This window comes from Hydrogenophaga sp. (assembly GCF_041633695.1).
GTDB lineage: Bacteria > Pseudomonadota > Gammaproteobacteria > Burkholderiales > Burkholderiaceae_C > Hydrogenophaga.
The window spans coordinates 1-11,005 of sequence record NZ_JBFJMY010000120.1 but is presented as its reverse complement, the minus strand read 5'-3'; the positions used below and the strand labels follow the sequence as shown (position 1 = coordinate 11,005).

At 67.0% G+C, this 11,005-nt stretch carries 11 protein-coding genes; 8 read left to right on the top strand and 3 right to left on the bottom strand.

Annotation, left to right across the window (positions count from 1 at the left end):
• Positions 1-893: argininosuccinate lyase (gene argH / locus ABYB95_RS09640; protein ID WP_372658262.1), on the bottom strand; the 893-nt coding region annotated here is incomplete at its 3' end.
• A gap of 139 nt (positions 894-1,032) precedes the next feature.
• Here argH and ABYB95_RS09635 point away from each other — a divergent pair.
• The 4 genes from ABYB95_RS09635 to ABYB95_RS09620 all read left to right on the top strand — a co-directional run bounded on the left by ABYB95_RS09635 (position 1,033) and on the right by ABYB95_RS09620 (position 4,327).
• Positions 1,033-2,097: a sensor histidine kinase gene (locus ABYB95_RS09635; RefSeq protein WP_372658259.1), complete on the top strand. Its 1,065-nt coding sequence runs from the start codon at positions 1,033-1,035 to the stop codon at positions 2,095-2,097.
• A 36-nt stretch (positions 2,098-2,133) separates the two neighbouring features.
• Positions 2,134-2,880, top strand: a complete 747-nt coding sequence (locus ABYB95_RS09630; protein WP_372658257.1) for a LytR/AlgR family response regulator transcription factor — start codon at positions 2,134-2,136, stop codon at positions 2,878-2,880.
• Between the two features lie 7 nt (positions 2,881-2,887).
• Positions 2,888-3,685: a helix-turn-helix transcriptional regulator gene (locus tag ABYB95_RS09625; protein WP_372658256.1), complete on the top strand. Its 798-nt coding sequence runs from the start codon at positions 2,888-2,890 to the stop codon at positions 3,683-3,685.
• An 81-nt stretch (positions 3,686-3,766) separates the two neighbouring features.
• The gene (locus ABYB95_RS09620) at positions 3,767-4,327 is read left to right on the top strand and encodes a YbhB/YbcL family Raf kinase inhibitor-like protein (RefSeq protein ID WP_372658255.1); all 561 of its coding nucleotides are present in this window, start codon (positions 3,767-3,769) and stop codon (positions 4,325-4,327) included.
• Positions 4,328-4,495: 168 nt separating this feature from the next.
• On the opposite strand, the gene recJ is transcribed toward ABYB95_RS09620, so the two are convergent.
• Both recJ and ABYB95_RS09610 read right to left on the bottom strand, forming a co-directional pair.
• Positions 4,496-6,316, bottom strand: coding sequence for a single-stranded-DNA-specific exonuclease RecJ (gene recJ, locus ABYB95_RS09615; RefSeq protein WP_372658253.1), 1,821 nt, complete (start codon positions 6,314-6,316; stop codon positions 4,496-4,498).
• Positions 6,313-7,317 (bottom strand): phosphoglycerate mutase, encoded by a 1,005-nt coding sequence (locus tag ABYB95_RS09610; protein ID WP_372658252.1) that lies wholly within the window; start codon positions 7,315-7,317, stop codon positions 6,313-6,315. Before ABYB95_RS09610 ends, recJ begins: the two co-directional genes overlap by 4 nt.
• A gap of 50 nt (positions 7,318-7,367) precedes the next feature.
• On the opposite strand from ABYB95_RS09610, the gene ABYB95_RS09605 reads away from it, so the two are divergent.
• Genes ABYB95_RS09605 through ABYB95_RS09590 form a run of 4 tightly spaced genes read left to right on the top strand, consistent with a single transcriptional unit; the run spans position 7,368 to position 10,719 of the window.
• On the top strand, positions 7,368-8,624 hold the full coding sequence (locus ABYB95_RS09605) for a lipoprotein-releasing ABC transporter permease subunit (protein ID WP_372658251.1): 1,257 nt from the start codon (positions 7,368-7,370) through the stop codon (positions 8,622-8,624).
• 4 nt (positions 8,625-8,628) lie between these two features.
• On the top strand, positions 8,629-9,303 hold the full coding sequence (lolD, locus tag ABYB95_RS09600; protein WP_372658250.1) for a lipoprotein-releasing ABC transporter ATP-binding protein LolD: 675 nt from the start codon (positions 8,629-8,631) through the stop codon (positions 9,301-9,303).
• Positions 9,304-9,343: 40 nt separating this feature from the next.
• Positions 9,344-10,222 carry a TatD family hydrolase gene (locus ABYB95_RS09595; protein WP_372658249.1) on the top strand — a complete coding sequence of 293 codons (879 nt, stop codon included), beginning with the start codon at positions 9,344-9,346 and terminating at the stop codon, positions 10,220-10,222.
• On the top strand, positions 10,219-10,719 hold the full coding sequence (locus tag ABYB95_RS09590) for a DNA-deoxyinosine glycosylase (protein WP_372658248.1): 501 nt from the start codon (positions 10,219-10,221) through the stop codon (positions 10,717-10,719). The genes ABYB95_RS09595 and ABYB95_RS09590 overlap by 4 nt, the downstream gene beginning before the upstream one ends.
• Positions 10,720-11,005 lie beyond the last annotated feature (286 nt).

Genomic DNA, 11,005 nt, shown 5'->3' with positions numbered 1-11,005 from the left:
TTCTTCTGCGGCATGATCGAACTGCCCGTCGTGAAACGGTCGGCGATCTTCACGAAGCCGAAGTTCTGGCTCATCCACAGGATCAGTTCTTCGCTGAAGCGGCTGACGTGCACCATGCACAGCGAGGCCGCGGCGGTGAATTCGATCGCGAAGTCGCGGTCGCTCACGCCGTCCAGGCTGTTCTGGCACACCTGCGGTTCGCCCCTGTCGTCCACCATGCCCAGCGTGCGCGCCACGCGCTCGCGGTCCAGCGGGTAGGTGGTGCCCGCCAGCGCGGCGCTGCCCAGCGGCAGGCGGTTGGTGCGGCGGCGCACATCGCTCATGCGCTCGGCGTCGCGCGCGAACATTTCCACATAGGCCAGCAAGTGGTGGGCAAAACTCACCGGCTGCGCCACTTGCAGGTGGGTGAAGCCGGGCATGATGACTTCCACGTTCTTTTCGGCCACGTCCACCAGCGCGGTTTGCAGCTCGCCGAGCAGTTCCGCGATCAGGTCGATCTCGGCGCGCAACCACAGGCGCACGTCGGTGGCCACCTGGTCGTTGCGGCTGCGCCCGGTGTGCAGGCGCTTGCCGGCGTCGCCCGCAAGCTGGGTCAAACGGGCTTCGATGTTCAGGTGCACGTCTTCCAGATCGAGCTTCCAGTCGAATTGGCCGGCTTCGATTTCCTGCGTTATCTGGGCCAGACCTTTTTCAATCGCGGCGCGGTCGGCGGCGGAAATGATGTTCTGGGCCGCCAGCATTTCGGCGTGCGCCAGGCTGCCGGTGATGTCGGCTTGCCACAGGCGTTTGTCGAAAAACACGCTGGCGGTGTAGCGCTTGACCAGTTCGCTCATGGGCTCTGAGAACAGGGCCGACCAGGCTTCGGATTTCTTGTCGAGTTGGTTGGTGGACATGGTGTTGGGCCTGTGGCTGGGGGAGGGGAACAAGGGCGGGTGGCGGACAAGGTGCGCCGGTGGCAGGGTGCACAATGGTTCGTGCCCGGTGGGCAGGGCGGGTGTCTTTTTCATCACAGCCCGCTAACATGCAATACCCATGAAAGACTCCCGAATTCTATCGGCCTTCCAGGAGCTGTCGCCCGGCGCGGCCGAGCGCGCCCGTGCCCTGGCGGCCAAACGTGCGCGCCTGGCACGCGAACTGGTGTACGACGCCTGCCAGGTGGGCGTGGTGTTGCGGGCGGTTTTGTTCGTGCAGGCGGTGGTGGTGGTGGCGGCCCTGTTTGGTGCCAACAACTGGTGGGCTTGGCTGACCCAGATGGCGGTGTTGACCGGCGCGGCCTTGCCTGCGGTCTTGCTGTGGTTGGTCTTGACCTGCGCGCTCAAGCGGGCGCTGGGCCGTCTGCCCATGGCGGGCCAATGGGTGGCGGGTGGCGCTCTGGGCGCACTGGCCGGGCTCTATGGTTGCGGCATGCTGGTCTGGATGGGCTTGCTCGATCCCGCACCCTGGCTGGCCAGTGCGGCCTCGGGCGCGCTGGTGGCGGTGATTCTGGTGGCCGCCCTGGTGTGGCGTGCCAAGGCCCGTACCCCGGCGGGCACGACGGCCCAACTGGCCGAGCTGCAAGCGCGCATACGCCCGCATTTTCTGTTCAACACACTCAACAGCGCCATTGCACTGGTGCGCGCCGAACCGGCCAAGGCCGAAAGTCTGCTGGAAGACCTGAGCGAGCTGTTTCGCCATGCGCTGGCCGACTCGCAGAAGGAAGTGCCCTTGGCGCAGGAGCTGGAGTTGGCCAAACACTACCTGACCATCGAGCAGGTTCGCTTTGGTGATCGTCTGAAGGTGGAGTGGGCGGTGGACGAACGCGCGTCTGGCGCCAAACTGCCGCCACTGATATTGCAGCCATTGGTGGAGAATGCGGTCAAACACGGCGTGGAGCCCAGCCCGGAGGGCGCGGTGGTGCGCATCAGCACCCAGCGCCGTGGCAGTGTGGTGGTGATCAAGGTGACCAACACCGTACCGGCGGGTACTGGCAAGCCCGGCCATGGCCTGGCGCTGAACAATGTGCGCCAGCGCCTGACGCTGTTGCACGATGTGCAGGGACGTTTTCAGAGCGCCCTGGTGGACGGCGTGTTCCAGGTGCGCCTTGAAATACCGGTGTAAGTGCACGACACTGTGCTGGCCGCAACGGAGTGTGAAATGACCCTGAAAGTGCTGATCGTCGACGATGAGTCTCTGGCCCGTTCCCGGCTGCGCACCTTGCTGGCCGATTGCAAAGAGCCCGAGGCCGACGTGGTGGGCGAAGCCGCCAACGCGGTGCAGGCCATGGACCAGTTGCAGCATGGCCCTTGCGATCTGGTGCTGCTCGACATCCACATGCCCGGCGTGGGTGGCATGGCCTTGGCCGGCGCGCTGATGCAAATGCCCCAGCCCCCTGCGGTGGTCTTTGTGACCGCACACACCGAATACGCGGTGCAGGCCTTTGAGATCGAGGCGGTTGACTACCTCACCAAGCCGGTGCGGCTGGAGCGGCTGCAATTGGCGCTGCAGAAGGTGGTGCGGCAGATGGCGGTCAGCGGCGGTGAAAACACCGAGGCAGCGGGCGCGGGTGAGGCCCTCATCATCCAGGAGCGTGGCCGCAGCGAACGCGTGGCGTTGGCCGAGGTGATTTACCTCAAGGCCGAGCTCAAATACATCACGGTGCGCACCGCCAACAAAGAGCACATCTACGACGGCTCGCTCAGCGACCTGGAGCAAAAGTACGCCCAGCTGTTTGTGCGCGTGCACCGCAACGCCCTGGTGGCGCGGCGGCGCGTGCGCGCGGTGGAAAAACACAACGACCCGGTGGAAGGCGAGGGCTGGACCGTGCGCCTCGACGGTGTGGACGAACGCCTGGCGGTGTCGCGCCGGCAACTGGCGGCGGTGCGCGAAGCCCTGGCGGGCTGAGTGGGTCATGGCGTTCGGGTCGTGCGCACGGATCGTGGCGAGTGCGCAGCACCGCATCCGCACGCTGACGGTTCGCCAAGACGCGTTGGTGCTGGTGCTACACGGACGCAAGCAGCTGTTGACGGCAGACGAACAGCTGGAGGCGGGCTGCGGGCACGGTGTTCTGATCGCGGGTGGGACGACCTGGGACGTGATCAACGACCCCAGAGGCGACGGGCGCTACGAAGCCCTGGCACTGGCCTTTGATGAAGAGTTGGTGCACGCCTTCCACAAAGACATGCCGCAAGGCGCGTCGAAAGCCCTGGATGCCGCCTGCGTGTTGTCCATGGATGGCGAACTGGGCGACGCCGTTCGCCGAACCCTGCCGCAGCGCCCGGTCTCGGATACCGTGATGCGCCACCGCATGCTGGAGGTGTTGCTGCTGGTGCACGAACAGGGCCACCACTTTGTACCGGGCGGGTCCTTGAGCTGGGCCGACCGCATACGGCGCTTGGTGGCACAAAGGCCGCACGCGGACTGGAAGGTGGATGCGCTGGGGCAGGCGTTTCACATGAGCGAGTCCAGCCTGCGCCGCCGCCTGGAAAGCGAAGGGTTCACCGTGTCGGCTCTGGTTCGCGAAGTGCGGCTGGAAACGGCGCTGGGCTTGCTCCAGACCACGTCCCTACCGGTGGGCGAAGTGGCCCAACGCTGCGGTTGGGAATCGCACAGCCGGTTCAGCGCCGCGTTTCAGGAGCGCTGGGGGTTTGCGCCCTCGGTGCTGCGCGGGCGTGCCCTGAGCAAAGACGCCGCGACAGAACTGGCATAGAGATTGACGGCAATCGGCTAGCGCCGTGCCCGCCTTGGTTGGAACATGGGCGCACTTGTTCAACGTCTCGAAGGAAAATTTATGCAAATACACAACCGTCTCGTGGTGCTCGCTCTGTGGGGCGCGACCCTGGCCACCAGCGCGAGCGCAGCGGGCTTCGAGCTCAAAAGCCCATCGGTAAAGCCCGGCGCCATGCTGAGCCAGGCACAGGTCTTCAAGGGCTTTGGTTGCGATGGTGGCAACCAGTCGCCCGCGCTGCAATGGCAGGGCGCCCCCAAAGGCACCAAGAGCTACGCGATCACCGTCTACGACCCGGATGCGCCCACGGGCTCGGGCTGGTGGCATTGGGTCGCCTACAACATTCCGGCCAACGTGACGGCGCTGCCCGAAGGCGCAGGCGCCGAAGACGGCAGCCGCATGCCCGCCGGCACGGTGCAGGGCCGCACCGATTTCGGTTCCACCGGGTTTGGTGGCGCCTGCCCGCCCCAGGGCGACAAGCCGCACCGCTATCAGTTTGTGGTGCACGCGCTCAAAGTCGAAAAGCTGGAACTTCCACCCGACGCGTCTGCCGCTCTGGTGGGCTTCATGATCAACGCCAACCGACTGGGCAAGGCCAGCCTGCAAGCGCGCTTCGGTCGCTGACTGACACGAACGGGTCAGCAAGGTTCTGGGCCAAAGCTCGTGTCGGCGCGCGTGCCTTGTTCCAGAACACCGCGGAACCGGCTCGGCCGGGCCGCAGGTGTTGCCCCCTGGAGGGGGTGACGCCGCAGGCGGCGCGGGGGTGGTTCAAAGTCCAGCGCGGGGGTGGTCCTACAGCTCCGCCGCCTCCACCAGAAACCGAACCCGGCGCTGCCCTTGCCACTCGTCGGCGTCGAGGCGGAACGCGAGCTTGACGCGTGCCGGCAGTGGCTCGGTGTGGCCGAACCAGATGCCGTCCACCGGCTCGCCCTGGTGTTTCATTTTGAGCGCCAGGTGTTTTTCGCCCACCAGGCGCTGGCTCACGATTTGCAGCTCTTCGCAGAACACCGGCGGCGCAAAGCCCTGGCCCCAGACCTCTTTGTGCAAGGTGTCCACCACGTCGGCGCGGCGGTACTTGGGGTCGAGCGCACCGTCGGCTTCCAGCCGGCGTTGCAGGGTGGCGGCGTCCAGCCATTCGTGGGCCACTTGCTGCAGGCCGGCTTCGAAGGTGTCCAGATTTTCTTCGGCTATGGTGCAGCCCGCCGCCATGGCGTGGCCACCAAAACGCAGCAGCACGCCGGGGTGGCGCTTGGCCACGAGGTCGAGCGCATCGCGCAAATGAAAACCGGGAATCGAGCGGCCAGAGCCTTTGAGTTCGTGTTCCTTGCCTTCGGCTCCGCTGGCGGCGAACACGAACGTGGGGCGGTGCAGTTTGTCTTTCAGGCGCGAGGCCACAATGCCGACCACGCCTTCGTGGAAGTCGGGGTCGAACACGATCAGCGCCGGTGGTGGCTCTTCCGATGCGTCGAACATGTCTTCGGCCAGCAGCAGCGCCTGGTCGCGCATATCGCCTTCGATCGCCTTGCGTTCGCGGTTGATGCCGTCCAGCGTGCGCGCCAGCTCGTCGGCGCGCAGCGCGTCGTCGGTGGAGAGGCATTCGATGCCCAGGGTCATGTCGGCCAAGCGGCCCGCCGCGTTCAGGCGCGGGCCGAGCGCAAAACCGAAGTCGAAACTGGTGGCGGCGGCGGGCTTGCGCGCCGCCACGTTGAACAGCGCGTTCATGCCGGGCGGCATGGCACCGGCGCGCACGCGCTTCAAACCTTGTGCCACCAGGCGGCGGTTGTTGGCGTCGAGCTTGACCACGTCGGCCACCGTGCCCAGTGCCACCAGCGGCAACAAGGCGTCGATCTTGGGTTGAAGAATGCCTGCCCCCACGCTTCCCGCTGCGCGTGGTTCGCTGCCCCCCAAGGGGGCTGCCCCGCCTTGGGGCTGCCCGGCGGCGGGTCGCGCCTGAAACACGCCGCGTTCGCGCAATTCGGCGCGCAGCGCCAGCAACACATAAAACATCACGCCCACACCGGCGATGGCTTTGCTCTCGAAGCCGCAGCCGGGCTGGTTGGGGTTGACGATGATGCAGTCTTGCGGCAGCACCACTTCGCCGTCCCGCACCGCGGGCAGGTGGTGGTCGGTCACCAGCACCTGCAGGCCGAGCTCGCGCGCGGCGCGCACGCCGTCGAGGCTGGCGATGCCGTTGTCCACCGTCACCAGCCAGTCGGCGCCACTGTCTTTGACCCGTTGGGCAATCGTCGGGGTGAGGCCGTAGCCGTCGGTGACTCGGTCGGGCACCAGGTAGCGCACGGCGTCGTAACCCATGGGCGCACCCAGCAGGCGCAAGCCGCGCAGGCCCACGGCGCAAGCGGTGGCGCCGTCGCAGTCGTAGTCGGCGACGATGCAGATTTTCTGCCCGGCGGCCATGGCGTCGGCCAGGGCTTTGGCGGCGGTGTCGGTGCCCAGCATGCGGTTGGGTGGAATCAGGCGCGCCAGCGAGTCGTCGAGCTCGTCGGGACTGCTGATGCCGCGTGCGGCAAACAGGCGTGCCAGCAAGGGGTGCAGGCCGCTTTGTTCCAGCGCCCAGGCGGCGCGGGGCGGCACGTCGCGGGTGGTGATTTTCATAGGTCTTCCAGAATTTTCCAGACGGGCTTGGTGCCCATCCATTGCTGCAAGCGCCGGCCCAGGCGGGCCGTGGCGCTGCGGGGTGCGTGTATCCAGCGCTGTGCCCGGCGCTCGCCGCACAGCGTGAGCGTGGCGGCTTCACCGGCCAGCACCCGTTGCAGCAAAGGCGGTATGAGGGTGGCGTCCAACGCAGCCCAGGCCTGGCTCCAGGCGCTCCAATCGGTGCGCAGAGCGGCCTGGCGCAGCGCGTCGGGCATGTGGGGTGGGGCGTGCAGCGCCTGTGCGCCGGTGTGGGCGCCAGCGCCGTGCACCCAGAAGCCGTTGACCGGCAGCAAGCCGTGGGCCATGCGCTCGTCGGTCACGGGGTGGTTGTAGAACAGCATCTGGGCTTCGCTTTGCAGGCGCGTCAACGTGAGCTGGCCCGTCGGATGAGCCGGGCTGGGGGCCAGCCAGGCGTCCACCTGGCGTCCGCTCACCCGGTCCAGGCTGGCGCTGGTGAGCTGGCGAAACAGCTCGCTGGTGGCGTGCCAGCGCGTGGGCGACTCGAAGCGCAGCTGGATGCCGTCTTCGGCGCAATAAGGTGCGAGCGCGTCGAACAGTGTGCGGGACTGCGCCGCATCCAGGGCGATTTGTTCACCCGGCAGCAGGCTCACCTGTTCCATGCCGACCTGGAAATGGCAGGGCGAGAACCAGGCCTGCGGCGTGCCGGGGGCGTCGCTCTGGGCAGCCGCCCAGGGAATGAGGCCATCGCCATACGGCGCACCGTCGCCGCCGCACAGGCCCAGCGCCAGCGCCAGTTCGCGCTCGTGGGGCGGGCTCAGGCTGTGCTCGTCGCCCGCCACGCGTTCAAATGCCGGGTCGGGCCGCATCTCGCGCAGCAGTTTGTCCAGGTTGGGCAGCACCAGGCCGGGTAGGGCAGATTGGCATTCGGGAGCGCTGGCGGAGGCAAAAGGAACCAGTAGATGGGCGGACGACTCAAGTGCAGGGTGCGGGGTGGGCATGGCGTGATTGTCAGGGATGCCACAATCGCCACCATATAACCACACGCTTCATGCAAATCCCTTACGAACTTCTTCTGGGCTGGCGCTACACCCGCGCCGGCCGTGCCACACGGCGCAACGGCTTCATCTCTTTCATCTCCGGTGTCTCCATGCTGGGCATTGCGCTGGGCGTGGCGGCGCTCATCATCGTGCTGTCGGTGATGAACGGGTTTCAGAAAGAGGTGCGCGACCGCATGCTGGGCGTGCTCTCCCACATCGAGGTCATGGAGATCGGCGGCGAAGCCATTCCCGACCTGCCCGCCACCCTGGCGGCAATCCAGCGCCAGCCCGAGGTGATCGGGGCGGCACCCTTTGTGGGTGCGCAGGCTTTGATCGCGCGGGGTGAAGACATGAAGGGTGCGCTGGTGCGCGGCATCGATCCGGCGCTGGAGCCCAGCGTCACCGATCTGGTGGCCGATCTGGCCGGTACCGTGTTGCCGCGCCTGGTGTCGGGCGAGTACGGCGTGATTTTGGGCGGCGAACTCGCGCGCAGCCTGGGCGTGGTGACGGGCGACAGCGTGACCCTGATCGCGCCCAGCGGCCAGGTCACCCCCGCCGGTGTGGTGCCGCGCATCCGCCAGATGACGGTGGTGGGCACTTTCGATTCTGGCCACTTTGAATACGATTCGGCGCTGGCGCTGCTGCACCAGGACGACGCCGCGCGCATCTTCCGCGTGGCCGGGCCGACCGGTGTGCGGGTCAAGATCAAAGACCTGCACCAGGCGCGCGAGGTGGCGATCGCCATGGCCGCCGACCTGCCGCCCAATCTGCGCGTGACCGACTGGACGCGGCAGAACCGCACCTGGTTCGCCGCCGTGCAGCTCGAAAAACGCATGATGTTCATCATCCTCACCCTGATCGTCGCCGTGGCGGCCTTCAATCTGGTGTCCACCCTGGTCATGACGGTGACCGACAAGCGCGCCGACATCGCCATCCTGCGCACCCTGGGCGCCAGCCCGGGCAGCATCATGGGCATCTTCGTGGTGCAAGGCGCCATGGTGGGCGTGATCGGCACCTTGGTGGGCCTGTTGCTGGGCCTGGGTGTGGCCCTCAACATCGACACCCTGGTGCCGGCGCTGGAACACGCGCTGGGCGCCAATTTTCTGCCCAAGGACGTGTACCTCATCAGCACCATGCCCAGCGACCCGCAGCAAAGCGATGTGCTGCCGATCGCCATCATTTCGCTGGTGCTGGCCTTTCTGGCCACCATCTACCCGAGCTGGCGCGCCAGCCGCGTGAATCCGGCGGAAGCCCTGAGGTACGAGTGAAACCATGAGCGATGCCGTTCTATGGGCCCAAGGCCTCACCAAACGTTTCACCGAAGGCCGTCTCGATGTGACCGTGCTGCAAGGCGTGGACTTGACCGTGCGCGCCGGTGAAACCGTGGCCATCGTCGGCGCCTCCGGCTCGGGCAAGAGCACGCTCTTGCACTTGCTGGGGGGCCTCGATGCGCCCAGCAGTGGCCGCGTGCAGTTGATGGGGCAAGATCTTTCGGGCCTGAATGCGCAGCAGCAAGGGGCCTTGCGCAACCTGCACCTGGGCTTTGTGTACCAGTTCCACCACCTCTTGCCCGAATTCAGCGCCGTGGACAACGTGGCCATGCCGCTGTGGATTCGGCGCCAGCCGCGCGAACAGGCGACCCGCGTCGCCCGCGCGATGCTGGAGCGCGTGGGCCTGGGCGAACGCCTGCACCACCGGCCGGCCGAGCTGTCGGGCGGCGAGCGCCAGCGTGTGGCCATTGCCCGCGCCCTGGTCACGCAGCCCGCCTGCGTGCTGGCCGACGAACCCACCGGCAACCTGGACCACAACACCGCCGAAGGCGTGTTCCAGCTCATGATGGAACTGGCACGCGACCAGGGCACGGCCTTTGTGGTGGTCAGCCACGACCAGACGCTGGCGGCGCGTTGCGGGCGCGTGTTGCAGCTCACCACCGGCGTGCTGACCTGAAGCGGGCTCGGGCGCTTCGCCCGCCGTCACAATGGAGGGCGTGAAGCCCTGCTGGATCGACACCCACTGCCACCTCGACGCCCCTGAGTTCGGGGCCGACCATGCCTTGGCCGCGCAAGCGCGCACGCACGCCCAGGCGCTGGGCGTGGGTTTGTGCGTGGTGCCGGCGGTGGCGCGTGGCAACTTCGATGGCGTGCGCCAACTGGCTCACCGGCTGGGCGACGCTTATGCGCTGGGTATCCACCCGCTGTACGTGCCGCAAGCACAAGAGGCCGATCTGGATGCGCTGGACGCCGCGCTCGGCGCACACCGCGACGACCCGCGCCTGGTAGCGGTGGGCGAAATCGGGCTGGATTTTTTTGTGCCTGCGTTGTGCACCTCTGAAATGCGCGAACGCCAGCAGCACTTTTACCGCGCCCAGCTCAAACTGGCCCGCCAACACGGTTTGCCGGTGATCCTGCACGTGCGCCGCAGCGCCGATGTGCTGCTCAAACACCTGCGCGAGTTGCCCACGGGGGGCGGCATTGCGCACGCATTCAACGGCAGCGAGCAACAGGCGCAGGCGTTTCTGGGTCTGGGCTTCAAACTCGGGTTCGGGGGCGCTGTCACTTTCGAGCCGGCGCGCCAGCTGCGCCGCCTGGCCGCCAGCCTGCCGCTGTCGGCGCTGGTGCTGGAGACCGACGCGCCCGACATTCCCCCGCAATGGCTGTACACCACCGCTGCACAGCGCGCAGCGGGCCAGGCACAAGGCGTGAACAGCCCGGCCGAGTTGCCGCGCATGGGCGAGGTCGTGGCAGATCTGCGGGGCATTTCTGTCCACGAGCTGGCCTTGGCGACCACCGCCAATGCCCTGACTGCGCTGCCCCGCTTGAACGCCCTGTGGTCGCAGCACTTGGCCTTGCAGGCGGCTGCGCCATGACGCGCCTGCAAGGCCTGGCGCCGGTGCTCGATGCGCATACCCGCCTGCTGGTGCTGGGCAGTTTTCCGGGCGTGGCGTCGCTGCGCGCCCAGCAGTATTACGGCCACCCGCAGAACCAGTTCTGGAAAATACTGGGGGTCTTGTGGTCCATGCCGCTGCCCACGCTGCCGTACCCCGAGCGTCTGGCCGCCGCCTTGCAGCACGGCCTGGGCGTCTGGGACGTGTACCAGGCCTGCGAACGCGAAGGCAGCCTGGACAGCGCCATTCGCGCTGGCGAACCCAACGACTTTGGCCGCCTGCGTGCAGACTGCCCGGCATTGGAGGCGATTGCCCACAACGGCGGTGAAAGCTTCAAACATGCCCGGCGCACCGAAGCGCTGGGCTTGCCGGTGTACAAACTGCCTTCTACCAGCCCGGCCAACGCGGGCCAGCGTTTCGACTCGAAACTGGCCGCTTGGGCCGAGGTGTTGCGGCGCCACGGTGTGGCGCCGCCCTGAGTGCAGCTTGCCGGCAAGATCGGCGCCCGGCCTGCACGGTCAAGCCCGGGCCGTTTCTGTGTTCATAATGATTCTTCTCCTCCAACAACAAGCCGATGCGACATTCGATGTTCTCCCTTCTCGCCCACTGCGGGCGGTTCTGCAAAAACGCCGCGCGGGTGGCACCGCCCGCTGGCCCGTGGTGGCCTGCTGACCCGATGGCGGGGCAGGCATGAAGGTGGGTGCGAACGCCGCGCGGCAGCGCAGCGCCGTGCAAAGCCTGCCCGAGGTCACGCTGTCCGAAGAT

What these genes read in the sequence shown, in the direction of transcription:
- ABYB95_RS09590 (WP_372658248.1), top strand. Translation starts at nt 10,219, where the DNA reads ATGACGCGCCTGCAAGGCCTGGCGCCGGTGCTCGATGCGCATACCCGC.
- ABYB95_RS09635 (WP_372658259.1), top strand. Translation starts at nt 1,033, where the DNA reads ATGAAAGACTCCCGAATTCTATCGGCCTTCCAGGAGCTGTCGCCCGGC.
- ABYB95_RS09625 (WP_372658256.1), top strand. Translation starts at nt 2,888, where the DNA reads ATGGCGTTCGGGTCGTGCGCACGGATCGTGGCGAGTGCGCAGCACCGC.
- ABYB95_RS09610 (WP_372658252.1), bottom strand. Translation starts at nt 7,317, where the DNA reads ATGCCCACCCCGCACCCTGCACTTGAGTCGTCCGCCCATCTACTGGTT.
- lolD (WP_372658250.1), top strand. Translation starts at nt 8,629, where the DNA reads ATGAGCGATGCCGTTCTATGGGCCCAAGGCCTCACCAAACGTTTCACC.
- ABYB95_RS09620 (WP_372658255.1), top strand. Translation starts at nt 3,767, where the DNA reads ATGCAAATACACAACCGTCTCGTGGTGCTCGCTCTGTGGGGCGCGACC.
- ABYB95_RS09605 (WP_372658251.1), top strand. Translation starts at nt 7,368, where the DNA reads ATGCAAATCCCTTACGAACTTCTTCTGGGCTGGCGCTACACCCGCGCC.
- recJ (WP_372658253.1), bottom strand. Translation starts at nt 6,316, where the DNA reads ATGAAAATCACCACCCGCGACGTGCCGCCCCGCGCCGCCTGGGCGCTG.
- ABYB95_RS09630 (WP_372658257.1), top strand. Translation starts at nt 2,134, where the DNA reads ATGACCCTGAAAGTGCTGATCGTCGACGATGAGTCTCTGGCCCGTTCC.